This window comes from Asaia platycodi JCM 25414, assembly GCF_000614545.1.
Taxonomy (GTDB): Bacteria; Pseudomonadota; Alphaproteobacteria; order Acetobacterales; family Acetobacteraceae; genus Asaia; species Asaia platycodi.
This window is the reverse complement of sequence record NZ_BAKW01000003.1, coordinates 24,292-48,074: the sequence shown is the minus strand read 5'-3', so window position 1 is coordinate 48,074 and position 23,783 is coordinate 24,292. Positions and strand designations below refer to the sequence as shown.

Sequence of the window (23,783 nt, the reverse complement as noted above, 5' to 3'; positions counted from 1 at the left end):
GATGATTGGCTGGCATGCTTTATTGTTGTCGCAAGACAACCTAACAAGCCGAACAGAACAGGGCTGAAGAGTAGAAATGGCTAACACCGCCTCTGCGCGCAAGCGCATCCGTCAGAACGAGCGTCGCCGTGAGCGTAACGTTTCCCGCATTTCCCGCGTCCGCACCTTTGTGAAGAAGGTCGAAACGGCCATTCTTTCGGGTGACAAGAGCGCTGCAAATGATGCTCTGCGCGCCGCGCAGCCGGAAATGCAGCGCGCTGTTGGCAAGGGCGTCCTCGCCGCCAACACGGTGAGCCGCAAGCTGTCGCGCCTTTCGGCACGCATCAAGGCTCTGGCTTCGGCCTGATCGGACAGACAGACGCGCTTACCTTGTAGGAGCGTTTGGTCTGAGACTACAAGAAAGAACGGGTATGGCCATGATGCCATATCCGTTCTTTTTTTTCGCCGGTTGCCAGATTTTGTGCATGCCGGATAAGCTTGCCTCTCTCGATCCGTATGCCCTATCCTGTGCGCCCTCTACCGGGGGTCTTAAAGGGTCGGGTTCTCTGATCGTGACGGCTCCTGTCGTGTCTTTTGTTGAAACTCGGGGGAGTGATGGCAGACGAAGGGTCTCATACGGATCTTCCCGCAATGACGGAAACGGTATCCTGCACGTCGGGCACGGAGCCTGTGCTGGCAGCGCAATGGGTGAAGGTGCGCGAACGCCTCCGGGTCGAGGTCGGCGATGTCGAATATCGTACCTGGTTGCAGCAGATCGTGCTCGGCCCGCTTGAAGAAGATGAAATCACGCTTTTTCTGCCCACCCGCTTTTTGCGTGACTGGGTGCGCGGCCAGTATGGCGACCGCCTGCAGGAGTTATGGCGCAACGAAAATCGTGCCGTTCATCATGTTGAGCTGCAGGTTCAGCGCGTGGGTGACGGGCTTGCTGCGCCTGTCGCTGTAGAGGCTGTCGTTCCTGCCGTCGAGATCGAGGCACCTGTCGTCCAGGCAACCAGCGTCCAGGACGCGCGTCACGATCTGGCCGCACCGCTCGACCCGCGTTTTACTTTCGACAGCTTTGTTGTCGGCAAGCCGAACGAATTTGCCTATGCCTGCGCCCGTCGCGTGGCAGAGAAGCCTTCGAGCCCGGGGTTCAATCCGCTCTTCCTTTATGGTGGTGTGGGGCTGGGCAAGACGCATCTCATGCATGCGATCGGCTCCGAGCTGACCAGTGGCGGGCGTGTATCGGTTGCCTATATGTCGGCCGAGAAGTTCATGTACCGGTTTATCGCAGCCATCCGCTCGCAATCGACCATGGAGTTCAAGGAGCAGCTGCGCTCAGTCGATGTGCTGATGATCGACGATCTTCAGTTTCTGATCGGCAAGGACAACACGCAGGAAGAATTCTTCCACACCTTCAATGCGCTGGTCGATGCTGGCCGTCAGATCGTGGTCAGTGCCGATAAATCGCCTTCCGATCTGTCGGGCCTTGAAGACCGTCTGCGCACGCGTCTGGGTTGCGGCATGGTGGCCGACATCCATGCGACGACGTTCGAGCTGCGTATCTCCATTCTCGAGGCCAAGGCACTTGCTTCAGGTGTGGCGGTTCCTGCAAGGTGCTGGAATTCCTTGCGCACAAGATCACGTCGAATGTGCGTGAGCTTGAGGGGGCGCTGAACCGTCTCATTGCGCATGCCAATCTCTTCGGTCGCTCGGTCACGCTCGAAAGCACGCAGGATGTTCTGCATGACATTCTCAAGGCGCATGACCGCCGCGTCACGATCGAGGAAATCCAGCGCAAGGTCTCCGAGCACTGGAATATCCGCCTGACGGATATGTCCTCTGCCCGCCGTGCGCGCGCCGTGGCCCGTCCGCGTCAGGTGGCCATGTATCTGCCAAGCAGCTTACCAGCCGCTCTCTTCCCGAGATCGGGCGCAAGTTCGGCAATCGTGACCATACGACAGTCATGCATGCTGTTTCGCGCGTGCAGGAGCTCATGGAGCGTGACGTCGCGTTTGCCGAGGATGTCGAGCTTCTGCGCCGCATGCTCGAGGGCTGATCTCTTTGCTGCGACCTGCGGCTCTGCTAAAGTGATTTTTTGTTTTTCGGGTGTTCGAGGGTCTACGATCATATGAAATTCCAGGCTGACCGCACTACGCTGATCCGTGCCCTTGCCCATATCCAGAGCGTTGCCGAGAAGCGGAACACGATCCCCATTCTCGCCAACGTCATGCTGTCTATCGAAGGCAATCTTCTGCGCCTGACTGCCACCGATATGGAAATTGCGGTGGTCGAGGAAGTGGCGGCAGAGGGCGCGCGCGACGGTGCGGTCACGGCACCGGCAAGCGTACTTTATGAGATCGTGCGTAAACTCGCTGACGGTTCCATGGTCGAACTCGATCATGGAGGCGGCGACGCCCCGCTGGCCCTGCGTGCCGGGCGCTACGCGACCAGCCTGAACGTGCTGCCCGTCGAGGATTTTCCCTCAATGGTCGCGGGCGACCTGCCTTGCGAATTCTCCATTCCGGCCGCTGTGTTGCGTGGCCTCGTGGATCGTACCCGATTTGCGGTTTCCACCGAGGAAACACGATACTACCTGAACGGCATCTATTTTCACGTTGCCAAGGATGGCGATGCGCCCAAGCTGCGTGCGGTGGCGACTGACGGGCATCGTCTGGCCCGTGTCGAAACCGATCTGCCAGCAGGTGCTGGCGAGATGCCGGGCGTGATCATTCCACGCAAGACGGTGGCTGAGCTGCGCAAGCTGCTCGATGAGGGCGCGGGCGCGGTGCAGGTCAGCCTGTCAGAGACGCGCATCCAGTTCCGCGTCGGTGCGGTGATGCTGACGTCGAAGCTGATTGACGGCACCTTCCCGGAATATGAGCGTGTCATTCCAAAGAATAACGACCGCTTTCTGCGGGTGAACAAGCAGGCTTTTGCCGATGCCGTGGCCCGCGTCGCTGCGATCAGCCAGGAGCGTTCCCGCCCGGTCAAGCTGGCCGTGCAGACTAATCTGCTCACGCTCTCCGCGATCAGCCCCGATCAGGCATGGCCAAGGAAGAGCTGGACGAGACCAGCGTGTCCTATGATGGCCCGTCGCTCGAAATCGGCTTTCAGGCCCGTTATCTCAACGACATTACCGATCAGATCGATGTCGAGGCAGAGTTCGCATTCGCCGATAGTGCGGCGCCGACGCTCGTTCGCGACACCAATCTGCCGACAGCACTCTATGTGCTCATGCCGATGCGCGTCTGAGTGCAGGGAACGGCGGGCCTGATTTGCGTATAGACAGGCTCGTCCTCACTGATTTTCGTAATTACGAGCGTCTGGCATGGGCGCCTCAGAGTCGCCTGGTTGTTCTCACTGGTGAGAACGGCGCGGGCAAGACCAATCTTCTTGAAGCACTCTCTCTTCTGGCCCCTGGTCGCGGCCTGCGCGGTGCGGCTAATGCGCAGATACAGCGGCATCAGGGTAATTCCTGGGGGGTCGTGGCCCGTCTGGCGCGCGATGGGAATGACGCGATCGAGCTGGCAACCGGCGCCGATCCGGCCAATTCCTCACGGCGTGTCTTTCGTCTCGATGGTGACGTCGTGCGCAATCAGGGCCAGATTGCGCCGCATTTCTCGACCATCTGGCTGACGCCGCAAATGGATCGTCTTTTCAGTGATCCTGCCTCCGGACGGCGGCGGTTTCTCGACCGCCTGGTTCTCGCCCTTGACCCGAATCATGCGCGTGAGAGCGCCGCTCACGAGCGCGCGCTGACGCAGCGCAACCGTCTGCTTGCGACCCGGCCCGATCAATCTGCCTGGCTTGACGGCCTTGAGGATAGTATCGCCCGCCATGCGGTCGCCCTGACCGCCTCCCGCATGGCCCTGATCGATTCCATGAACCGTGTACCCGTAACGGATGGTACGTCCTTTCCTGTCGCCCGGTTGCGTCTTGTATGCGGTGTGGAACAGGATCTGGCGTCTCGACCAGCGCTCGCGGTCGAAGACACGCTGCGTGCGGCATTGAGGCAGTCTCGACGTGAAGATGCCCATAAGGGCAATACCTCGTTCGGCGCCCATCGTGCCGATCTGCTGTTGCAGGATGCGTTGACTGGACGTGAGGCGGCGTTGTCGAGCAGCGGTCAACAAAAGGCCATGCTGGTGCATGTCGTGCTCAATCATGCAGCCCTGACAGCAGGAAAGGCGGGAAGGGCACCTCTTATCCTGCTCGACGAGCCTCTCAACCATCTTGATGCAGAGAGGCGCGACGCCTTGCTCCGTTTCCTGCGTGATCGTGAGGTCGCAGCCTTCATGACGGGAACGGACGGCGAAACATTCAGTGTTCTGCGCGAGCATGCAGAATTTCGTCAGGTCACTTCAGGTCGCTTTTGTGGCTGATAGGTAAGGCGTTACCCATACGTCCTGAATGCATCTTGGGTCAAAGTAATGTAACTTATACGTTACAATTCTATCGCGGATATTGATGTCTTCAGAGGCATCACATGCTGAAATAACGCCCTGATGGTTGTCGGAAAAGTAATCGATACCCATGTCATGTCTGCAATCACGGTAGGTCGGTTTTTTATTTTAAGATATGGGCCGGGATTCCCTGATAAATTTGTTATATATTTAACAAAATCAATAAAAATATATATCTATTGATAATACCCTGTATGTGGGTAGGTCAATTTGACTGTTTCTTCCTGCTACTTCCAATCAATGTGGTTTCGTATTGAGTGAATTCGGTACGGTAACGCTGTGCAGTCGATCGCTGCATCTTATTGTTACTTATTGTTATAAAAGTTTGACCTATAAGGAAGCTTCATCAACTCAGAGGAAGAGGATAAGGCTCGTATGAAGATTGCGTTTCTCTACGTCGCAGAGCCTTATCAGTGTTACCACGTGGCAGCTGTCTCTTCGGCACTGTCACAATTTCCGAATGTTTCCGTCACCGAGTTCGTCAGTTTTCCGGAGACGGCCCAGCATCTGGAGGCCATCCGGCGTGATAATGATCTCGGCGGGAAGATCGAACGCGGCATTCTGAAAATGCCCCTGAAGGCAACCCTGCTTCGGCGTCTGCGTCGGCTCGATGCTGAACGCGAGGTCGTCATGCGTGAAAATGTGGCGCAGCTTGAGCAGTTCGATGCTGTGGTGGCGACCGAATATTCGGCGGGGCTTCTGCGTGAGATGGGTCTGGTTCGTCCCGCGCTAATTCTGATCCAGCACGGGGCTGGCGATCGTGCTGTGAATGACGAGCATCTGATTCGTCATTTCGATCTCTCCCTCGTTTCAGGGCCAAAGATAGCGGAGAGTTTTCTGGCGAAGAAGCTGGCGACAGCAGCACAGACACGGATTGTCGGCTACCCGAAATTCGATGCGGTTCTCAAGGACCGGTGTCAGGAACCAACGCACGCCGCCAGAAAGCCGGTGGCGCTCTATAACCCGCATTACAAGAAGGGTCTGTCGTCTTACGGCAGGTTTCTCCACCCACTCGTCAATGCGGTAAACGAACTTGATCATTACGATCTTCTGATCGCGCCTCATATCAAGATTTTTCACAAGGATTTTGGGGGCCGCCGCCGACTCTTCGAAAGTGTGGTGGGAGGGCGCGTCAGTCTCGATGCTGTCTCTTCGGCGCTGCTCGACATGACCCATACCGCTCGTGCATCGCTTTATATCGGTGACGTCAGCAGTCAGGTTTATGAATTTTTGATCCGGCCACGCCCTTGCGTTTTTCTTAATCCGCATGGCGTTCCCTGGCGTAATGACCCGCATTTCCGTCACTGGACACTTGGCGATGTGGTCGAACGTGAAGAGGATATCCTTCCTGCGCTCGCTCAGGCGGAAGCGCGGCATGTGCTTTATCGTTCGCGCCAGGAGCGGATGATTCACGAGACCTTCGGCTCGCAGCCCAGGCGCGGTGCCTCTTATCGCGCCGCCCAGTCGATACGCGAATTTCTGCGCGGTGAATTCAGCGGCGCGCCCCTTCACGCGGTCGCCTGAAAGCGATCTCCGAGAGTTTGCGGGCGCGGTCGATGGCTGTCGGACCTTGTCGCGCCTAACGCGTGGCAAATCGATGAAATTGCGGGCAGGAACGCAATCTCCTGTTTTCAACACAGACTTATTTGGTCTAAGAGGACGCGCCAACGGTAGGAAAGCCGCGGGCTTTCCTGATTGATTTGCGGGGAGGCAGCGGCAGATGACCACGACCAATGAAACACCGACCGGAATGGCTGGGGAACGTGTTGGTTCTTATGCGTCGCGCAGCGTGTCGCATGATCGCATCCGTGAAGCCTTGGCTTTTGACGACGTTTTGGTCGAGCCCGCGGCTTCGGAAGTGCTTCCCGCCCAGGCCTCGACTCGTACGCGCCTGACACGCTCCATCGAACTCAACATCCCGCTGCTCTCCTCGGCCATGGACACCGTGACCGAAGACGCGATGGCTATCGCCATGGCGCAGCAGGGCGGTATGGGCGTCATTCACAAGAACCTCTCGATCGAAGAGCAGGCCGAGCATGTGCGCCGCGTCAAGCGCTTCGAATCGGGCATGGTCGTCAACCCAGTAACGGTCGGCCCCGATCAGACCCTGCGTGACGTGCATGCCATCATGGCGCAGCATGGCATCAGCGGCCTGCCAGTTGTCATGCCAGGCACGGGTGAGTTGGTGGGTATTCTCACCAATCGCGACATGCGCTTCACCAGCGATCTCTCGACCCCTGTGCGCGACATGATGACGCGAGATAAACTGGTGACGGTGCGCCATGGCGCTGATGCTGCAACAGCTCAGGATCTGCTGCATCGTCATCGCATCGAAAAGCTTCTTGTTGTCGATGATCAGAATCGCTGCACGGGTCTGATCACCGTCAAGGATATGGACAAGGCAGAGGCGCATCCGCTTGCCATCAAGGACCAGTTCGGCCGTCTGCGCTGTGCTGCGGCCATTGGTGTCGGTGCCGATGGTCTGGCGCGTGCCGAGGCACTGGTGTCGGCGGGCGTGGATATTGTCATTGTCGATACGGCCCACGGTCATTCGCGCGGTGTGCTCGACACGGTGGCGACGCTGAAGTCGCGGCATCCAGGCATTCAGGTTATTGCTGGTAATGTCGCAACGCCTGAGGCAGCCATTGCGCTGGCTGGCGTAGGCGCCGATTGCGTGAAGATCGGAATCGGGCCTGGCTCGATCTGCACCACGCGTGTTGTGGCCGGTGTTGGCGTGCCGCAGTTCTCGGCGGTTATGGAGACCTCGGCGGCCTGCCACGAAGCAGGTATTTTCGGGATTGCCGATGGTGGCATTCGCACCTCGGGCGATATCGTCAAGGCCATTGGCGCTGGCGCCGATGTCGTGATGATCGGGTCGCTTCTGGCTGGATGTGAGGAAAGCCCCGGCGAGGTGTTCCTGCATCAGGGGCGCTCCTACAAGGCCTATCGCGGGATGGGGTCACTTGGCGCCATGGCACGCGGTTCGGCTGATCGCTATTTTCAGGCCGAGGTAAAGGACTCGCTCAAGCTTGTGCCTGAAGGGATCGAAGGTCAGGTGCCGTACAAGGGCAGCATGGCGGCTGTGGTGCATCAGCTCGTGGGTGGTCTCAAGGCGGGTATGGTTATACGGGTTCGGCCACGATCGCCGATCTTCAGGTACGCACGCGCTTCCGCCGCATCACCAATGCGGGCCTGCGCGAAAGCCACGTTCATGACGTGACCATCACGCGCGAAGCACCTAACTATCGCCAGGACTGATAAAAACTTGTAAGCGCGGGAGCATGACTCCCGCCGCCCGACTTTCAGCTGCCATCGATCTGCTTTGCGCCATCGAGGCTGCCCCCCGCCGACCCGCAGATGCGACGGCCAATGCCTATTTCCGCGACCGCCGCTATATTGGCGGCGGCGATCGCCGGGTCATTTCTGCCCGTATCTGGGATGTGCTGCGGCAGTGGCGCCGCCTGCACTGGCATTTGCGCGATATTCCGGGTGGGGCCTCTCCTCGTACGCTGTGCGCCGCCTCGCTCATGCTTGGTGGTGAGGAGATCGGCACGGTGCGTAGCCTGTTCAATGGCGAGCGTTTTGCCCAATCCCATCTGACCTCGCGTGAAGATGCCGCTCTTGCAGTTCTCGGCGGAAAAGCGCTGAACGACCCGGATATGCCGGGGCCGGTGCGCCTGGAATATCCCGACTGGCTGCATCCTTATCTAGAACGGGCTTTCGGCCCGGCGCTGGAGACGGAAATGGCGGCGCTTGATGGCGCTGCGCCGCTCGATCTGCGTGCGAACCTGCTCAAGGGGCATCGTGAGGATGCAATCCGTTCGCTACGCAACGAGCAGATTACGGCCACTCCGACACCGCTCTCGCCATGGGGGCTGCGTCTTCCCGGACGTCAGCCGGTAACGGCGACACAGAGCTTCCGCGACGGCATTATCGAGATCCAGGATGAGGGCAGTCAGCTCATCGTGGGAGCACTGGATGCGAAGCCGGGCGAGCGTGTGGTCGATTTCTGTGCCGGGGCGGGTGGCAAGACGCTCGCCATCGCCATGGGGATGGAAAACAAGGGGCAGATCGTCGCCTGTGACGTCTCCTCGCCGCGTCTCGAAGGGGCGGTCAAGCGCCTGCGTCGCGCTGGCGTTCACAATGTCGAACGTCATTTGCTGGTGAGCGGCGATAAATGGGTCAAGCGTCGCGCGGGCGCGTTTGATCGCGTGCTGGTTGACGCTCCCTGCTCTGGTACGGGCACCTGGCGGCGTAACCCTGATGCCCGCATCCGGCTGGTCGAGCAGGACATTATCGAATTGCAGGCCAAGCAGGCGGATATTCTTGATCGCGCCTCCACGCTGGTGAAGCCGGGCGGCCGTCTGGTCTATGCGACCTGCTCGCTGCTCAATGAGGAAAACGAAGCGCAGGTTTCTGCGTTCCTGGCGCGTAACGACCGTTTCGAGCGCGTAGCAGCGGGAGGCGACATGCTGCCTGAGTCCTTGCGCAGCGAGAGCGGGTTTGCGCTCACGCCGCATCGCAATGAAACTGACGGCTTTTTCGCTGCTATTCTTCAGCGCAAGGCGCAGTGAGCACGTCGCAAGGCGTTTTGTTTTGAACGGGCAGGGGTGAGGGCGGACTAATGGCGCTGGCAATGTTTATCGGGCTGCTGCTCACCCTTGGGGCGGGCATTGGCGCGCAATGGGTCGCGTGGCGTTTTCGCCTGCCTGCCATCGTCCTGTTATTTGCACTCGGCCTGATCTTCGGGCCGGGGCTGGGCATTCTTCATCCCTCTGCGGCGCTGGGCTGGATTTTTCGCCCGCTCGTCTCGCTTCTGGTTGCGATCATCGTGTTCGAGGGCGGGTTACTGCTCGATTTCCGGCAGCTGCGCGAAGCAGGCGAGGGCGTAACGCGTCTCACCATGCTAGCCTTGCCCATTTCCTGGGTGCTCGGCTGGTCGGCAGCGCATTATATCGCCCATATGGAGTGGGGGGTGGCGGCGCTCTTCGGTGCTATCATTACCGTAACCGGCCCGACCGTGGTGCTGCCTCTGCTGCGTCATAACAAGCTTCAGCCCCGTGTGGCGGCATTCCTGCGTTGGGAAGCGATCATCAACGATCCGATCGGCGCCATTCTGGCCGCCGTGGTACTCCAGGTCGTCGCAACCCGGGTGCCGATTGGCACCGATGTATTCTTGACCACGGTGCTGCCCGATCTGCTAGCCTCGACCGCTGAATCCCTGGCGGTGGGCATTCTGCCTGCTTATCTCGTGCGTTATCTCTTTGTGCGCGATCTCATGCCTGAACCGCTTAAGACCCCCTTGCTGTTGACGCTCGCGCTCCTGATTTTCAGCGTGTGCAATATGAGCATGGAAGGCGCCGGGCTTGTCGGTGCGACCGTATTTGGCATGGCGCTGACCAATCTGCATGTGCCGGGACTTTCCGAATTGCGACGCATGAAGGAATCGCTGGTCGTTCTCGTCGTGGCGGTTCTGTTCATCATGCTGACGGCCGATCTGCATCGCGAGGTGCTGGCCCATCTGTCGCTGCCGATCTGTCTGCTGACCGCTGCCGTCATGTTCGGCGTTCGCCCGCTGGCAATTTTTCTCTCGACCATCGGCACCGGGTTGAAATGGCAGGAGCGTCTGTTCGTCGCCTGGATAGCCCCGCGCGGCATCGTTGCCGCTGCGGTGGCGGGTGCCGCAGGGTATCGTATGACCGATGCCGGCTATCATAGCGCCGATCTGATCATGCCCGCCGTTTTCGCAATCATCGGCGGCACGATGATCTTCCATGGTTTTTCGCTGCGCCCTATCGCGCGCTGGCTCAAATTGACGCTTTCCAACGAGCCTGCACTGGCGATCGTCGGAGCCTCGTCCTGGTCGATCGATTTTTCGAAATGCCTCAGTGCCTCAGGTATTCCTATTTTGCTGGTCGATAATCGTTCTAACACGCTGATTCCGGCCATGCGTCAGGGTGTTCCGGTTCTGCGCGCTGAGCTGCTCTCGCAATTTGGTGAAGAGGCGCTGGAAGAGCGCCCTGCCGATTACCTCATCTCGACAACGGCAGACGCCATTTATAATGGCCTCGTCTGCGCCCATATGGCGCCGCATATGGGACGCCAGCGCGTATTCCAGATCAGCCCCGGCGTGGCGCGGCTCGATTTCTATCACGGTCTGTCACGCGATGCGCGTGGCAAGCTACTTGGCGACCCGTCCTGGAATTTCACGCTGATTGACATGCTTTTCGAGAAAGGCTGGCGATTTGCTACTGCAATGGCTGATGAAGCAAGCGCTGCCTCCTTCGGCGCAGTGCCCAACCGTCTGGATTTTCTGTCTATCCGCCGCGGTCAATCCATCTCCATCCGATCGGCAGAAGATCAGTTTCCGGTGACGCCCGCGATAGGCGATCTGCTGGTCTATATGGCGCCCCCTGTCGAACCTGCTTCTGAAGAGGAAGCAAAGAACGCAGAGCGCGAGCGTAGCTAGGGGTCACACGGCGCCACACAACCTTCCTTTGAAGTCGGACTCAGTCGTTACGCACCTCTATACCGGTCGCATCCGAGGCAATCAGCTGACGAAGCAGTAGCTCTGTCAGCGCGATGCAGCCTTCCGTAACGCCGCTATCGGGCGGCAGGTGCAGGAAGATGGCAGAACCACGATTGCGCATGATCGGATCGTCATTCCAGCCGAGAACTACGCAGATATCGTAGCAGTGATCGTCGCGCCAGAGCCGTTCATGCCGCGCTTCATGCGGCAGGGACATGTGTTTGTTGTAGTCGCGATGGGTGGGGTCGTCGCACCAGCCATCGACAGGGCTGAGCGCTTCGACACGCAATCTTGTCTGAGGGCGTGAAACGCGGTCTGCCCGGTAGAAAACCTGTCGAAAGGGGAGAAATCCCACGGGGGTGGCCTGATCACCTTCTGACTTGTCCGTTCTGATTCCACCCGCGCCAATCAGAGCCGGGAAGCGTTGATTGTTGACGAAAAGTGTCCCGGAACGCCCTTCACCATGTCTTAATATGACGATCATGTCACAAACCTCACGCCTGAACATTAATTTAAAGGTAAATTTCATCTAAACGCCGGTATCGGCGAGGGTGGCGGCTCCGATCGCATTGGCGTTGTCACGATATCCGTGTAAGTCTTCCGGTCAAAACAAGGCACTTTCTTGGTTATAGAATTGTGGTCTTGGCTCAGGGGTACTCCCCCAAAGATGGTGAGAGAAGGTTATACATGCCTGGTCCGCGTCCTGTCCTGATTGTTGACGATGACGATACGCTTCGCCAACTCCTGGTCGAACAGCTCAAGCTCGAGGGTGAGTTCGAGCCCATTCAGGCTGCCTCTGTTGCCGAAGCGAAAGAAAGGCTCAGTGTCACCGATGTGCGTGTCGATGCCATTCTGCTAGACGTAACCCTGCCCGATGGCGATGGTCGCGATTTCTGCGCCGAGCTTCGTCGTCAGGGTATTCGCATGCCGATCATCATTCTGACGGGTTCGGATGACGAAGCCGATGTGGTGCGCGGGCTCGATGCCGGGGCGAACGACTATGTCGCCAAGCCGTTCCGCATCGCCGAGCTTCTGGCGCGTCTGCGTGCCCAGCTGCGTCTGTTTGAAAACAGCGAAGATGCCGTCTTCCCGATCGGTCCGTACCTGTTCCGTCCTTCTTCCAAGATCCTGCAGGAGCCGGCAAAGAACCGCCGTATCCGCCTGACGGAGAAGGAAGCGGCGATTCTGAAATATCTCTATCGCGCCGGGCATCGCCCGATTGCGCGTCAGGTGTTGCTGAACGAAGTCTGGGGCTATAACGCTGCGGTTACGACGCACACGCTTGAGACGCATATCTACCGTCTGCGCCAGAAGATCGAGCCCGATCCGGCAAATGCGTCCCTGCTTCTGACGGAAGGTGGTGGTTACCGCCTGAACCCGGAAGGCAGTGACGCCCTGATGGGCTAAAACGCCCTCAGGGACTGATTGTCAGAAAGCCCGGTCCGAAAGGTGCCGGGTTTTTTGTCTTCTGGCGTGGAGAGCGTTTTACTGTCTGGCGATTGCAGCATGATAAGAGGGGGGGGGATGCCCCTGTCTCCTCACTTGGCGGCGCCGGGGAAAAAGCGTCTCAGACAAGACCCAGATTGAGGTCGATGATCACAGGCACGTGATCCGACGGGCTGACCCAGTCACGCACGTCACGGAGCACCTCCATCCCCGTCAGCGCAGGAGCCAGATCCGGCGTCAGCCAGATATGATCGAGGCGGCGCCCTCGGTTGGAAAGCTTCCAGTCACGATTACGGTAGGACCACCATGTGTAGAGCTTCTCCTGCGCGGGTACGACGAGCCGCATGGCGTCGACAAAGCCGGTATCCTGCCAGGCCTTCAACCTCTCTATTTCCGGGTGGGTGTGACTGACCACGGTGGCCAGTTGCTTGTGGCTCCAGACATCATGTTCCAGCGGGGCGATGTTCAGATCGCCGACGACGATCGAGCGCATGGGCGGGTTTTCCCTGAACCAGCAGGTCACTTCCTCCAGGAAGGCGAGCTTATGGGCGAATTTGTCGTTCAGCGCCGGGTCAGGAATGTCGCCGCCTGCCGGAACATAAAAATCATGCAGGATGACCGGCCCTGCACTGGTCTCGAACTGGATGCCGGCATGGCGGGTATCGCTCTTGCCGCACCAGTCGGGCACGGCCTCAAGCGGGGTTACAGCATGGCGTGAGAGGATGGCGACCCCGTTATAGCCTTTCATCCCCAGAAAATGCTGGTGCGGATAGCCCAGTTCGCGCAGGGCATCCGTTGGAAACAGGGCGTCCGGGACCTTCGTTTCCTGCAGGCAGATGATGTCCGGGTTCTGTTCTTCCACCAGGCGCTGCAGGAGAGGCAGTCTCAGCCGCAACGAATTGATATTCCACGTCATCAGACGCATGGGACCGGACCTCTCAAATTGGTAGGAAGTGCAGGAATACCTCTTGCGGGAGCGTTGTAATAGACCATTTAGACAACCATGACTTCTGATATCCATGACCGTCTTCTGACGCTCGACTCCCATATTGACATTCCCTGGCCCGACCGTCGCGATTTCCAGTCCGGCTCACCCGAGCGTCAGGTCGATCTGCCCAAGCTTCGTGCGGGGGGGCTTAAGGCTGTCTGCCTGGCCGCCTATATTCCCCAGACCCGACTTGAAGCCGGGCCGTGCCAGCAGGCGTGGGAGCGTGTTCAGGCCATGCTCGACGTCATCAATGGCTTGGCCAGCGAGTCAGTCTCGGTCTGCTCACAGGTTCACGCGCTGCGTGAAGCCGTGGCGCAGGGACGCGTGGTCGTGGTGCCCGCAGTCGAAAATGGCCATGCGCTGGGGGGCGATCTCTCGCGTGTTGATCGGCTGGCCGCTAGCGGCGTGCGCTATATGACCTTGACCCATAACGGCCATAACGATCTGGCCGATGCCGCGATTCCGCTTCCTGCTCTGGGCAATGAACGCACCCTGCATGATGGGCTTTCATCGCTCGGGCGTGCCGTGATCGCTCGCATGAACGAGACCGGCATTGTGGTTGATGTTTCTCACGCGGCGAAAACTACCATGATGCAGGCGGTTGCCCTGTCTTCGCAGCCGATCGTCGCCAGTCATTCCTGTGCGCGTGCCCTTTGCGACCATCCGCGCAATCTGGATGACGAGCAGTTGCGTGCTCTGCGCGACCGCGGGGGCGTGATCCAGATCACGGCCATGTCGTCCTTCCTCAAGCCGGGTGCGCAGGGAAGGGCCTCGGTCGCCGATCTCGCCCGTCATGTGCGTTACGTGGCCGATCTGATCGGCATCGACCATGTGGGGGTATCGTCCGATTTCGATGGCGGTGGTCAGATCGAGGGCTGGGCGGATGCTCCCAGACCGCGTCGGTCACCGAAGCATTGTGCCAGGAAGGGTTTGCCGAGAGCGACCTCGCGGCCATCTGGGGCGGCAATTTTCTGCGCGTTCTGGAGCAGTCGGAGCCGCGCTGAACGGAACTTCGAACAAAACAGGATCGTTCTGTGTGACGGGATGCAAAATTTGTCCACTTTCCGGCCAGTTCCGGGATTGACACCCTGTGATTCCAAGGTCTTGACGCTGTTTCTTCCATACGGATTGGCAAAATTGTTAATTTTCAATGCCTTATCGTTCACTGCACAAAAAATAGGCAAAGCGTCGCAAAGCGCGCCAAACTGCGCCCGTCATCAATTTGTCACGCGATCCCCCACAGACTTATCCACATGTTCCGTGGATGAAGTTTGTGCCATGTCCATGCCAGGCCTGCAGCCGTGAGTGGCGCGGAGCAGGGGAGAGAAAGCGCTGCTGGTCTTGCCGGTCCAGAGGTACCCAAAGAGGGCGCAGACGCGATCCGCGAGGCGCTCAGGACCATACCATTGTCATCGGGTGTCTATCGTATGCTCGGCGCCAAAGGGGAGGTGCTCTATGTCGCAAGGCCCTCAGCCTCAAGAAGCGCGTTTCGTCCTACCTGCGTCTGAACCAGCTCCCTGAGCGCCTGCGCCGCATGGTCAGCCTGACGCGTTCGATGGAGATCGTCACGACGCGCACGGAAGCGGAGGCGCTGCTTCTCGAGGCGAATTACATCAAGAAGATGAAGCCGCGCTTCAACATCCTGCTTAGAGACGATAAATCCTATCCTTGGATCATGCTTACGGAAGGGCATGACTTTCCCCAGATCACCAAACAGCGTGGCAGACCAGTCAAGGACGCCACTTATTGGGGACCATTTGCCTCGGCATGGGCCGTTAACCAGACTCTCAATCTGATCCAGCGGAGCTTCCTGCTGCGCTCCTGCAGCGATTCTGTGCTTTCGACGCGTACACGCCCCTGCCTGCTTTTCCAGATCCGTCGCTGCTCGGCACCCTGCGTCGATCGTGTGACACCGGGGGAGTATGCCGCTCTGGTGGACGAGACGAAGCAGTTTCTCTCCGGCAAAAGCACAGACGTGCAGCAGGCACTTGTCGAAGAAATGGAAAAGGCTTCCGAGGCACTCGAATTCGAGCGTGCGGCAGCGATACGTGACCGCATACGCGGTTTTTCCAGCATGCAGGAATCGGGGATCATCAATCCGGCATCCATTGGCGATGCGACATCATTGCGTTGTGGCAGCAGGCGGGAAAGACGTGTCTTCAGGTCTTCTTTATCCGCAACAGTCGTAATAACGGGAACCGGGCGTTTTTCCCCGAGCATGCGGATGACGATCAGGCTGCCGATATCCTCACCGCGTTTCTCCTGCAGTTCTATGACGACAAGCCGCCGCCGCCACAGATCCTGCTCAATTGCGACCCGGCTGAGCTCGATCTGGTTTCGGAGGCGCTCAGTCTCAGGCGTGGGCGCAAGGTCGAGCTTTTGCAACCCCAACGCGGCGAGCGGCGAGACGTGGTGCGTCATGCTGAAACGAACGCGCGAGAAGCGCTGGAGCGCCGCTTGGCGGAGAGCGCAGGGGTCAGCAAGCTGCTTGACGGTGTCGCCTCTGTTTTCGGGCTTGAGGCCCCTCCGGCGCGCATCGAGATCTATGACAACTCGCACATTATGGGGCAGCACGCTTATGGCGTCATGGTAGTCGCTGGACCAGAAGGTTTTACCAAACGCGCCTATCGCAAATTCAGCATCAAGGGCCCGGTTACGCCCGGCGACGATTTTGGCATGATGCGCGAGGTTATGGAGCGACGCTTCGGCAGGCGCGATTCCGATGCGCCGGATGAACGCCCGCAGGACTGGCCCGACCTGTTGCTGATTGATGGCGGTCTCGGGCAGTTCAATGCCGTCAGGGCTGTGCTGGAAGAGCTGAATGTACGTGACATCCGATTGTGGCCATTGCCAAAGGGCCCGATCGTGACGCCGGGCGCGAGTGGTTCTTTCAGGAGGGACGGGCGCCGTTCCAGTTGCCGCCTAATGACCCGGTGCTCTATTACCTGCAAAGGCTGCGCGACGAAGCGCATCGGTTTGCGATCACGACGCATCGGGCCGGGCGTAGCAAGGCCATCAAGACCTCCGAATTGGACAGCGTGCCCGGTATCGGGTCCGTCAGGAAACGCGCCCTGCTGAACCGCTTCGGCTCGGTGCGTGGCGTGCGTGGCGCAAGCGAGGAGGAACTGATTTCGGTAGCCGGAATCAATTCGGAAATCGCACGCACGATTTATGCGTTTTTTCATCCGCAATGAGGTCGGAGTGACTATGATGGTGGGGTGACACCATCCTATCATGGGGGATGATTCCCACTTTGAGGTTCGGTAACGCCCCCGGCGGCTCCCCCGGCGGCTTCAGGAACGATTAATGCTGACAGACCTGCCCAACATCCTGACCCTGCTGCGTATCGCTTCGATACCGGTGCTGATCGTGCTGATCGCGTTTGCCAGCCCGGTGACGGATGGTCTGGCATGCATCGTCTATATCGCGGCCTGCATCACGGATTATCTCGATGGTATGCTGGCCCGGCGCTGGAAGCAGGGATCTGAACTGGGACGGATGATGGACCCTATTGCCGACAAGCTGCTCGTCGGGGCACTGCTGATGGCATTGGCAGGCTATGGCCGGTTGGTCGATGGTGCACTTTTCGCGGCGATTATCATTTTGATCCGTGAGATCATGGTCAGTGGCCTGCGCGAGTTCATGGCAAGCCAGCGCGCAACGCTCCCTTCGACGCGTCTGGCTAAATGGAAGACCGGTATCCAGATGGTGGCGATCGGTTGTCTGCTTGCCGGTGACGCCATGCCGCGCATGATCGGGCTTGGCGCCATTTCATTTTCCACGCTTGGCGCGGTGCTGCTCTGGTTCTCGGTCATCCCCACGGTGATGAGCGGCTGGGGCTATCTCGTGACAGGGTTGTCGCGGATGTTGGCCAACCGTCCAGACGGATCTTCTGCGAAAATTGGTCACTGATAACTCGAGTCCAGCGCTCGGGGTATTGAGAGAATTAGGTTATTCCTGTTGATAGAGGGGCCTTGCTATCCGCTGGCGCTGCTTCTGCGGGAACGAATGGAACATAACTTCAGGTCTGCCCTTCGAAGGCGATGCGCGTTCGAAAGGCGGAACGTCAAAGGAGAACCATCTCCTGCAACGGGTACCGATCACCTTCATTTCGCTCGGGCGCACTCACGCATCGCGTATTCTGGTCTTCGATCTGCAGTGGAAGCGATAGTGCAGAGGACACGAATTTCGACGCTTAAGGGCCGATTGGTCAAGTATTCCAGCCTATACATCTTCTGTATCTGGCCTTGGGCGATCTTAACGCTTAAAAGAGCAGGGCTGACATCTCTGGAGTAAATGATGCGAAAGGCCGCTCTTTTAGCGATTCCTCTCTTTTTGAGTGGCTGTTCCGGTTTTGGGAAATCTATTCAGGATATGGCGACCCTTCCAGGAGCTAATCCGAATATGCCTGATGGCCAGTCGGAGAATCTGGAGAAGGTTAAGGGGCACGCTTACCTCGCCATGCCGATCCTGCCGGAGAGCGGCAATATCTGGCCGGGAGCGCCGCAACCTTTGCCGACTGCGCGACGTCGAGGCGTCACCCAACGGGTTGCGCGATGCGATGTCAGATACAAACAGCTATTTCGGCTCTATGACCAAAGGGCTCGACGCCAGCGGGACCCAGCTTGGCGACGGTGGATCGCTCGCGATCGGTGAGCATGACGGTGTGGTCAACGGCGTACGTGGCGCGACGCGCCCGTCGCTGTCGTCCTCTGTCGAAGATAACGCGCATAAATATATTTCGCCGAGCCGTAGCGGGACGATTGTCATCCCTAATGGCGACGGCACCAGCACGCAGATCGACCCAGACGGGACGGTGCGTGTCACCAAGGACAAGCCTACGGTCCATTGAAGTCATGTAAGAGGTGGTTCTGTCCATGAATCGCACTTCCTTCAAGCGGCGCGTCTCGCGCCCAAGACGCAAAGCAGAACAAGGCAGGTAATGCCGACGAGTAGTGGCGGGATCGCCTCGTGCAGGATCAGAGCTGACAGCGCCAGGCCACCGAAGGGCTGCAAAAGCTGCAATTGACCGATACGGGCGATGCCGCCCTTCGCCAGACCGTGATACCAGAACACAAAACCCAGCATCATGCTGAAGAAGGCGACATAAAGCAGTGACCCCCACGCCGATAGGGTGATCTGTTCCCAGGTTGCGGGATGACAGGCGACGGCCAGCACCGCCATGAGAGGCAGGGCCAGAATCAACGCCCAGGAAATTACCTGCCACCCACCCAGATTTCGCGACAGTGAGGCGCCTTCGGCATAGCCGAGGCCGCAAACCAGTATCGCAGCCAGCATCAGCCCGTCCCCGGCGAGAGACCCGCCATGGGTCTGGGTCAGCGCGTAGAAGAGTACGGCAGCAGCGCCGCAAAGAGAGAAAATCCAGAAGCGAATTGAGGGATGCTCGCCGTTGCGCAGCACGGCAAACAGCGCCGTGCTCAGAGGCAAAAGCCGGTCCACATGGCAGATCTGACCGCATCGATATGCTGCAACGCACAGGCAGAGAGCAACGGATAGCCGATGACAACCCCGAGGGCGACAACCGTGAGAGGCAGTAGCGTGCTGCGTTGTGGCCGTTTTTGTCGGAATACGGACAGTAAAGCGATGCCGAGCAGAGCGGCCAGCGCGGCCCGTGCCGCGGTCAGAAAAAGGGGCGAGAAGCCTGTTTCTGCAAGTCTTGTTGCCGGAAGGGAGCCACTGAAGATGGCTATGCCGATCATGCCGCTGACATAGCCGCTCGATTGCTTCATTGATGATCTCCGTCCTTGCTCATGAGACGCTCGGCGTCTTGATCTGAACGGTCAGTGTCTTCTCGTCGGACCAAGGAGACCATGGACAGTTCAGTACAGTTGCATGAAACTGTATGGCATTCAGTATCCATACAATTTGCGGGTAATCATGCGCGACAAGACCCGGACCGAGACCGTCATCGATGCTGTGCGGATGCGTATTGCTTCAGGTAGTCTGGGGAAAGGCGAGCGCCTGCCTCCATTCGGCGTCTCGCTCAACAGCATGGCTTCTCGCCCTCGACCATAGCCGAGGCATATGAGCGCCTCGTGGCTGACGGGACGGTCCATGCGCGCCCCGGATCGGGCTATTTTGTCTCTGGTGGCATGTCTCCAGCTCCTGTGCCGGGGATGAGACGCGACCACGCGGTCGATCCGTTCTGGGTCTCTCGTCAGGCGCTCGAAGCCGAACCGGCTATCATGCAACCGGGATGTGGCTGGCTGCCGGAATCCTGGATGCCTCTTACTGCACTCAGGCAATCCCTTCGCGTCGTGTCGAGGGATGAGGGTGTTCTGCTGACCGGATACGGATCGGCCAGGGGCCTTTGCCACTACGCCAATTACTGGCGCGACGCTGGCTGAGGATCAGCTGCTTGTCACGCCGGAGCAGATACTTCTGACAGGCTCCGGCACGCAGGCGGTCGATCTGGTCTGTCGTCTCATTCTCAGCCCTGGCGACACGGTTCTGGTCGACGATCCCTGCTATTTCAATTTTCGTGCGCTTCTGGCCGTGCATCGCGTCAAGGTCATGGGCGTGCCGTGCAAGGCGGATGGTCCCGATCTAGCCTCGTTTGCCGCGCTGCTGCGACAGGAAGCGCCAAGGGTCTATCTCACCAATTCGGGTCTTCAGAACCCGGTAGGCAGCACCCTCACGCTGCGTAAAGCGCATGAGATGCTCTCTCTGGCCAAGGCACATGCTCTGACAATCATCGAAGACGACATCTTCGCGGATTTCGCGCCGCGACCCTTTGCAAGTCTTGCGCCGCTCGACGGGTTGGCGCGTGTGATACGGATCGGCTCTTTTTCCAAGACACTCTCGGCGTCACTGCGCTGTGGCTATGTGGCCGCTTGCCCCGAGATTATCGAGCGGCTCGGGGAATTGCAGATTGCGACCGGGTTCGCCGGAGTGAGCCCGGTCGCTGCCGAGATCGTAAGGCAGGTTCTGACAGGCGGTTCCTATCGGCGCCATATGGAAGCACTACATCGACGGCTGGCCAAGGCGCGCAGGGAAGGGGCCGCACAGCTGGCGTCGATCGGAATCACACCGGTTGTCATGCCTGAAGGCGGGTTCAGCCTGTGGTGTAAAATGCCTGAAGACTGTGACGTTACGGATCTGGCGCGCAGGGCTCTGAAAGAGGGACTCGTGCTGGCGCCCGGAGCTGTCTTCAGCGTGTCAGGCGCGGCAACGAGCTTCATGCGGTTCAACGTCGCCCAGATGACGGAACATCGGTTGATTGGTCACCTGGCAGCCTGATGGGACGGGATGCACCGGCAGGATAGATGCCGGAGACGATTATTTCAGCTCCGTATGTCCTGCAGCGCTCAATTATACTGACGGTAGAGTCCGATAAGGACGCCCTGGATGCGCACGCGGTTTAGAGGAAAGATCTGTGTCTCGTAGCTGGCGTTGGCCGGTTCGAGTGCGATCGACTTGCCCTTTTGACGCAGACGCTTGAGTGTGACTTCCTGATCATCCACCAGCGCCACGACAATCTGGCCGTTTTCTGCAGTCTCACCCTGACGGATAATCACGGTGTCTCCATCCAGAATTCCCGCTTCAATCATGGAATCCCCGGAGACATGCAGGGCGTAGTGCTGCCCGTTGGTCAATTGACCAGCCGGGATGTCGATCTGCTCACCGGAATCGCGAAAGGCCTCGATAGGCAGGCCTGCGGCAATGCGCCCATAGAGCGGCACGCCGACGACGGCAGTCTGCATGGTGTCGACGGAAGAAGGCGCTGTCCGTTCCTGACTATGGGCGAGGCGGGGAAAGCCGCCGCTGTCAGATGCTGGAGGCTGGATGATCGGCGTGGTGCTCGCCTCGGTGACTGGCAGGCGTACGATCTCTAGCGCACGGGCGCGGTGATGGTGGCGGCGAAGGAAGCCTCGCTCCTCAAGAGCTGAGATCAGACGATGGATTCCCGATTTCGAGCGCAGATCGAGCGCTTCCTTCATTTCGTCGAAAGAGGGAGAAAACCCGGTCCGCTTCAGATAGGAGTCGATAAAAAGCAGGAGCTGATGTTGCTTGCGCGTGAGCATGGGGTTCCTCTCTCCAGGGCCGGGGTAGTCTGTAACCGCGTCAGCCCGGAATCACTATGTTCTTATTAAGTTCTCGCTTCGATCTCTTCAAGATTTTTTCCCCGGAACATCAAAATTAATCCACCGTTTTACGGGAAACACTTGACCTGCGCGCGTAATCCACGCATTTAAGCCCCCAGCTTGAAAACGCTGCCGTTCATGTCGCGCGCAGCGACAGATCAGTTTGCGAGGACCACATGGCAAAGAGCAACGTCATCCAGATCCGTCTCGTTTCGACCGCAGAGACCGGATATTTTTATGTCACGAAGAAGAACGCCCGCTCGGCGACCGGCAAGATGGAAGTGCGCAAGTACGACCCAGTCGTTCGCAAGCACGTTGCGTTCCGTGAAGCCAAGATCAAGTAAGATCGGGTCTCACCAACAGAAAAAGCGGCCTGAGAAGGCCGCTTTTTTTATGTCTGAATCCAAGGGTCGAAGCGGGGTGCCACTCAGAGCTTGCTGCGTCATGATGTGAAGAAGCGGGTAACCCTCTTAGTAGAGCTTTTCATGCGGCCCATACGGAATGACCGTATCGCCGCTGCGCGCTAGATTTAGCATCGCCCGTGAGCGCTCATCGAGCATATCGGCATCAAGCGCGCGCTCGTTGAGGCTGGTGATCCGCCGTTTCCAGACGGCCTGCTCGTCATCGGCATCTTTCTGAGCCTGAACGGCCTGATCCATGAGCTTGAGCTGCTGGTGATAGGCTTTGAGCCCATGATCACCCTGAAGAGCATTCCATCCGAAATAGGCCGTCAGCCCGAGAAACAGGGCAGGGGGAACGACGGCACGCACGACGCGGCGGATGGCACGAACGATCTGCACGGAAACTCCAGGGTAGCAAGCGGGCTGATGGGGGTAATCTTACCCGTACGGCAGCACTGCTTACAATCGCGCATTTGAGGGAAGGAGCAAAAAACGCTCCCTCCTCGTCAAATCAGACGCGCGGCAGGATGGAGCGGCCTGCGTAGCGAGCGGCGGTCGCCAGCTCGTTTTCGATACGGATGAGCTGGTTGTACTTTGCAGTACGATCGGAACGGGACAGCGATCCGGTCTTGATCTGGCCGCAATTCGTGGCCACGGCAAGATCGGCAATGATCGAATCTTCGGTTTCACCCGAACGATGGCTCATGACGCATTTGTAGCCAGCGCGATGGGCAGTTTCCATGGCGCGGAGGGTTTCTGTCAGGGTGCCGATCTGGTTGACCTTCACCAGCAGCGCATTGGCCGTGTTGCTCTCGATGCCACGAACCAGACGCTCGGTGTTGGTCACGAACAGATCGTCACCGACGAGCTGCAGCTTGTGGCCGAGCTTTGCGGTCAGTTCTGCCCAGCCTTCCCAGTCGTCTTCTGCCAGACCGTCTTCGATCGACACGATCGGGTAGCGCGCCGCGAGATCGGCCAGATAGTCGATCATGCCCGATGAATCGAGGTCGCGGCCTTCGCCATCCATTTTGTAACGGCCATCGCGATAGAATTCGGTGGCGGCACAATCGAGCGCGAAGGTGACGTCTTCACCCAGACGATAGCCGGCGCCTTCGACCGACTTCGAAATGAAGCCCAGTGCTTCATCAGCCGATTTCAGACCCGGAGCGAAACCGCCTTCGTCACCAACATTCGTGTTGTGACCGGCAGCATGCAGGTTCTTCTTGAGGTGGGCGAAGATTTCCGACCCCATGCGCACGGCGTCCATGATCGTCGGTGCGCCGACCGGCTGGATCATGAATTCCTGGATGTCGATGGGGTTATCGGCATGCTGGCCGCCATTGACGATGTTCATCATCGGCACGGGCAGGGTATGGGCGAAGACGCCACCAACATAGCGATAGAGCGGAATGTCGAGTTCGATCGCAGTGGCCTTGGCCGTGGCGAGCGAGACGGCGAGGATGGAATTCGCACCCAGACGCGCCTTGTTCGGCGTACCATCGAGTTCGATCATCGCTTCGTCGATGGCGATCTGGTCGGAAGATTCAGCACCCTGCAGGGCGTCTAGGATCTCGCCTTCAGCGAAAGAGGCGGCCTTCAGAACGCCCTTGCCACCGTAGCGTGACTTGTCGCCGTCACGCAGTTCGACAGCCTCATGGGCGCCGGTCGAGGCGCCGGACGGAACCGCAGCGCGCCCCTTGGCACCGGAGGACAGTTCGACCTCGACCTCAACGGTCGGGTTGCCACGGCTATCCAGAATCTCGCGAGCAATGATATCAATAATGGCGCTCATTTGGGGGCTCCCTGTTTGAACGTTCGAACTTCGGGCATCACAAGGCGTCGAGAGACCGACGCTGTCAACTGGCGTTA

Annotated in this window: 22 protein-coding genes and 6 pseudogenes; 20 read left to right on the top strand and 8 right to left on the bottom strand. The window is 58.9% G+C overall.

Translation table 11 applies throughout. The annotated features are described in order from the left end of the window. Window positions 1-76: 76 nt before the first annotated feature. The 8 genes and pseudogenes from rpsT (at window position 77) to JCM25414_RS03465 (ending at window position 10,914) form a co-directional block, all read left to right on the top strand. Window positions 77-346, top strand: a complete 270-nt coding sequence (gene rpsT, locus JCM25414_RS03500; protein ID WP_025840746.1) for a 30S ribosomal protein S20 — start codon at window positions 77-79, stop codon at window positions 344-346. Window positions 347-630: 284 nt separating this feature from the next. Continuing rightward, a pseudogene (dnaA, locus tag JCM25414_RS16715) lies at window positions 631-2,038 on the top strand (chromosomal replication initiator protein DnaA). Between the two features lie 72 nt (window positions 2,039-2,110). Next, window positions 2,111-3,234, top strand: a pseudogene (gene dnaN / locus JCM25414_RS16710) (DNA polymerase III subunit beta). 23 nt (window positions 3,235-3,257) lie between these two features. Then, complete coding sequence (gene recF / locus JCM25414_RS03485) at window positions 3,258-4,364, top strand: DNA replication/repair protein RecF (protein ID WP_025840745.1); 1,107 nt, start codon at window positions 3,258-3,260, stop codon at window positions 4,362-4,364. A gap of 456 nt (window positions 4,365-4,820) precedes the next feature. Further along, window positions 4,821-5,969 carry a hypothetical protein gene (locus tag JCM25414_RS03480; protein ID WP_025840744.1) on the top strand — a complete coding sequence of 383 codons (1,149 nt, stop codon included), beginning with the start codon at window positions 4,821-4,823 and terminating at the stop codon, window positions 5,967-5,969. 226 nt (window positions 5,970-6,195) lie between these two features. Beyond that, window positions 6,196-7,703, top strand: a pseudogene (gene guaB, locus JCM25414_RS16705) (IMP dehydrogenase). 23 nt (window positions 7,704-7,726) lie between these two features. After that, window positions 7,727-9,019, top strand: a complete 1,293-nt coding sequence (locus JCM25414_RS03470) for an RsmB/NOP family class I SAM-dependent RNA methyltransferase (protein WP_025840743.1) — start codon at window positions 7,727-7,729, stop codon at window positions 9,017-9,019. 50 nt (window positions 9,020-9,069) lie between these two features. Then, window positions 9,070-10,914 (top strand): cation:proton antiporter, encoded by a 1,845-nt coding sequence (locus JCM25414_RS03465; RefSeq protein WP_025840742.1) that lies wholly within the window; start codon window positions 9,070-9,072, stop codon window positions 10,912-10,914. Window positions 10,915-10,954: 40 nt separating this feature from the next. Here JCM25414_RS03465 and JCM25414_RS03460 read toward each other — a convergent pair whose 3' ends face one another. Further along, on the bottom strand, window positions 10,955-11,458 hold the full coding sequence (locus JCM25414_RS03460; RefSeq protein ID WP_025840741.1) for a L,D-transpeptidase family protein: 504 nt from the start codon (window positions 11,456-11,458) through the stop codon (window positions 10,955-10,957). 203 nt (window positions 11,459-11,661) lie between these two features. Here JCM25414_RS03460 and JCM25414_RS03455 point away from each other — a divergent pair, with 203 nt between their 5' ends. Further along, window positions 11,662-12,381: a response regulator transcription factor gene (locus JCM25414_RS03455; RefSeq protein WP_025840740.1), complete on the top strand. Its 720-nt coding sequence runs from the start codon at window positions 11,662-11,664 to the stop codon at window positions 12,379-12,381. A 160-nt stretch (window positions 12,382-12,541) separates the two neighbouring features. Here JCM25414_RS03455 and JCM25414_RS03450 read toward each other — a convergent pair whose 3' ends face one another. Next, a complete protein-coding gene (locus JCM25414_RS03450) occupies window positions 12,542-13,345 on the bottom strand; it encodes an exodeoxyribonuclease III (protein WP_025840739.1) in 804 nt (267 codons plus the stop codon). Between the two features lie 78 nt (window positions 13,346-13,423). On the opposite strand from JCM25414_RS03450, the pseudogene JCM25414_RS16700 reads away from it, so the two are divergent. Together JCM25414_RS16700 and JCM25414_RS26445 are read left to right on the top strand one after the other, a co-directional pair. Then, window positions 13,424-14,412: pseudogene (locus JCM25414_RS16700) on the top strand (dipeptidase). Between the two features lie 297 nt (window positions 14,413-14,709). After that, on the top strand, window positions 14,710-14,916 hold the full coding sequence (locus tag JCM25414_RS26445) for a hypothetical protein (protein ID WP_369345985.1): 207 nt from the start codon (window positions 14,710-14,712) through the stop codon (window positions 14,914-14,916). Here JCM25414_RS26445 and JCM25414_RS26440 read toward each other — a convergent pair. Further along, window positions 14,862-15,101 carry a hypothetical protein gene (locus JCM25414_RS26440; RefSeq protein WP_025840738.1) on the bottom strand — a complete coding sequence of 80 codons (240 nt, stop codon included), beginning with the start codon at window positions 15,099-15,101 and terminating at the stop codon, window positions 14,862-14,864. The genes JCM25414_RS26445 and JCM25414_RS26440 overlap by 55 nt on opposite strands. On the opposite strand from JCM25414_RS26440, the pseudogene JCM25414_RS26950 reads away from it, so the two are divergent. From JCM25414_RS26950 to JCM25414_RS24395, 5 genes and pseudogenes are all read left to right on the top strand, one after another. After that, a pseudogene (locus JCM25414_RS26950) lies at window positions 15,030-15,431 on the top strand (excinuclease ABC subunit UvrC); the annotation flags it as partial. The gene JCM25414_RS26440 and the pseudogene JCM25414_RS26950 overlap by 72 nt on opposite strands. A 107-nt stretch (window positions 15,432-15,538) precedes the next feature. After that, window positions 15,539-16,332, top strand: a pseudogene (locus tag JCM25414_RS26945) (excinuclease ABC subunit UvrC); the annotation flags it as partial. Between the two features lie 114 nt (window positions 16,333-16,446). Further along, a complete protein-coding gene (locus tag JCM25414_RS26425; protein WP_369345995.1) occupies window positions 16,447-16,602 on the top strand; it encodes a helix-hairpin-helix domain-containing protein in 156 nt (51 codons plus the stop codon). A gap of 112 nt (window positions 16,603-16,714) precedes the next feature. Then, window positions 16,715-17,320 (top strand): CDP-diacylglycerol--glycerol-3-phosphate 3-phosphatidyltransferase, encoded by a 606-nt coding sequence (gene pgsA / locus JCM25414_RS03425; protein WP_025840735.1) that lies wholly within the window; start codon window positions 16,715-16,717, stop codon window positions 17,318-17,320. A gap of 649 nt (window positions 17,321-17,969) precedes the next feature. Further along, window positions 17,970-18,260: a hypothetical protein gene (locus JCM25414_RS24395; protein WP_242403321.1), complete on the top strand. Its 291-nt coding sequence runs from the start codon at window positions 17,970-17,972 to the stop codon at window positions 18,258-18,260. A 41-nt stretch (window positions 18,261-18,301) separates the two neighbouring features. On the opposite strand, the gene JCM25414_RS16685 is transcribed toward JCM25414_RS24395, so the two are convergent. Together JCM25414_RS16685 and JCM25414_RS26420 are read right to left on the bottom strand one after the other, a co-directional pair. After that, window positions 18,302-18,868, bottom strand: a complete 567-nt coding sequence (locus JCM25414_RS16685) for a DMT family transporter (RefSeq protein WP_369345984.1) — start codon at window positions 18,866-18,868, stop codon at window positions 18,302-18,304. Beyond that, window positions 18,847-19,158: a hypothetical protein gene (locus JCM25414_RS26420; protein ID WP_369345983.1), complete on the bottom strand. Its 312-nt coding sequence runs from the start codon at window positions 19,156-19,158 to the stop codon at window positions 18,847-18,849. The genes JCM25414_RS16685 and JCM25414_RS26420 overlap by 22 nt, the downstream gene beginning before the upstream one ends. A 103-nt stretch (window positions 19,159-19,261) precedes the next feature. Between JCM25414_RS26420 and JCM25414_RS23870 the strand changes: the two genes are divergently transcribed. From JCM25414_RS23870 to JCM25414_RS16680, 3 genes are read left to right on the top strand one after another with little or no spacing between them, the layout of a single operon-like run. Continuing rightward, window positions 19,262-19,444 (top strand): hypothetical protein, encoded by a 183-nt coding sequence (locus JCM25414_RS23870; protein ID WP_206777945.1) that lies wholly within the window; start codon window positions 19,262-19,264, stop codon window positions 19,442-19,444. A 20-nt stretch (window positions 19,445-19,464) separates the two neighbouring features. Then, window positions 19,465-19,776 carry a hypothetical protein gene (locus tag JCM25414_RS24390; RefSeq protein WP_242403320.1) on the top strand — a complete coding sequence of 104 codons (312 nt, stop codon included), beginning with the start codon at window positions 19,465-19,467 and terminating at the stop codon, window positions 19,774-19,776. Continuing rightward, window positions 19,754-20,668, top strand: a complete 915-nt coding sequence (locus JCM25414_RS16680) for an aminotransferase-like domain-containing protein (protein WP_369345994.1) — start codon at window positions 19,754-19,756, stop codon at window positions 20,666-20,668. The genes JCM25414_RS24390 and JCM25414_RS16680 overlap by 23 nt, the downstream gene beginning before the upstream one ends. Before the next feature lie 68 nt (window positions 20,669-20,736). Here the strand turns inward: JCM25414_RS16680 and lexA are convergent, their stop codons facing one another. Continuing rightward, on the bottom strand, window positions 20,737-21,453 hold the full coding sequence (lexA, locus tag JCM25414_RS03405; RefSeq protein ID WP_025840734.1) for a transcriptional repressor LexA: 717 nt from the start codon (window positions 21,451-21,453) through the stop codon (window positions 20,737-20,739). 236 nt (window positions 21,454-21,689) lie between these two features. Between lexA and rpmG the strand changes: the two genes are divergently transcribed. Then, window positions 21,690-21,857 carry a 50S ribosomal protein L33 gene (gene rpmG / locus JCM25414_RS03400; RefSeq protein WP_025840733.1) on the top strand — a complete coding sequence of 56 codons (168 nt, stop codon included), beginning with the start codon at window positions 21,690-21,692 and terminating at the stop codon, window positions 21,855-21,857. Window positions 21,858-21,983: 126 nt separating this feature from the next. Here rpmG and JCM25414_RS03395 read toward each other — a convergent pair whose 3' ends face one another. Both JCM25414_RS03395 and eno read right to left on the bottom strand, forming a co-directional pair. After that, the gene (locus JCM25414_RS03395) at window positions 21,984-22,313 is read right to left on the bottom strand and encodes an FtsB family cell division protein (RefSeq protein WP_025840732.1); all 330 of its coding nucleotides are present in this window, start codon (window positions 22,311-22,313) and stop codon (window positions 21,984-21,986) included. 112 nt (window positions 22,314-22,425) lie between these two features. After that, window positions 22,426-23,706: a phosphopyruvate hydratase gene (gene eno / locus JCM25414_RS03390; RefSeq protein ID WP_025840731.1), complete on the bottom strand. Its 1,281-nt coding sequence runs from the start codon at window positions 23,704-23,706 to the stop codon at window positions 22,426-22,428. Window positions 23,707-23,783 lie beyond the last annotated feature (77 nt).

Coding starts and splice junctions, on each gene's coding strand:
- rpsT (WP_025840746.1), top strand. CDS start 77: ATGGCTAACACCGCCTCTGCGCGCAAGCGCATCCGTCAGAACGAGCGT.
- JCM25414_RS03480 (WP_025840744.1), top strand. CDS start 4,821: ATGAAGATTGCGTTTCTCTACGTCGCAGAGCCTTATCAGTGTTACCAC.
- JCM25414_RS03470 (WP_025840743.1), top strand. CDS start 7,727: ATGACTCCCGCCGCCCGACTTTCAGCTGCCATCGATCTGCTTTGCGCC.
- JCM25414_RS03465 (WP_025840742.1), top strand. CDS start 9,070: ATGGCGCTGGCAATGTTTATCGGGCTGCTGCTCACCCTTGGGGCGGGC.
- JCM25414_RS03460 (WP_025840741.1), bottom strand. CDS start 11,458: ATGATCGTCATATTAAGACATGGTGAAGGGCGTTCCGGGACACTTTTC.
- JCM25414_RS03455 (WP_025840740.1), top strand. CDS start 11,662: ATGCCTGGTCCGCGTCCTGTCCTGATTGTTGACGATGACGATACGCTT.
- JCM25414_RS03450 (WP_025840739.1), bottom strand. CDS start 13,345: ATGCGTCTGATGACGTGGAATATCAATTCGTTGCGGCTGAGACTGCCT.
- JCM25414_RS26440 (WP_025840738.1), bottom strand. CDS start 15,101: ATGCCCTTCCGTAAGCATGATCCAAGGATAGGATTTATCGTCTCTAAG.
- pgsA (WP_025840735.1), top strand. CDS start 16,715: ATGCTGACAGACCTGCCCAACATCCTGACCCTGCTGCGTATCGCTTCG.
- JCM25414_RS24395 (WP_242403321.1), top strand. CDS start 17,970: ATGTCAGATACAAACAGCTATTTCGGCTCTATGACCAAAGGGCTCGAC.
- JCM25414_RS26420 (WP_369345983.1), bottom strand. CDS start 19,158: ATGAAGCAATCGAGCGGCTATGTCAGCGGCATGATCGGCATAGCCATC.
- JCM25414_RS23870 (WP_206777945.1), top strand. CDS start 19,262: ATGAAACTGTATGGCATTCAGTATCCATACAATTTGCGGGTAATCATG.
- lexA (WP_025840734.1), bottom strand. CDS start 21,453: ATGCTCACGCGCAAGCAACATCAGCTCCTGCTTTTTATCGACTCCTAT.
- rpmG (WP_025840733.1), top strand. CDS start 21,690: ATGGCAAAGAGCAACGTCATCCAGATCCGTCTCGTTTCGACCGCAGAG.
- eno (WP_025840731.1), bottom strand. CDS start 23,706: ATGAGCGCCATTATTGATATCATTGCTCGCGAGATTCTGGATAGCCGT.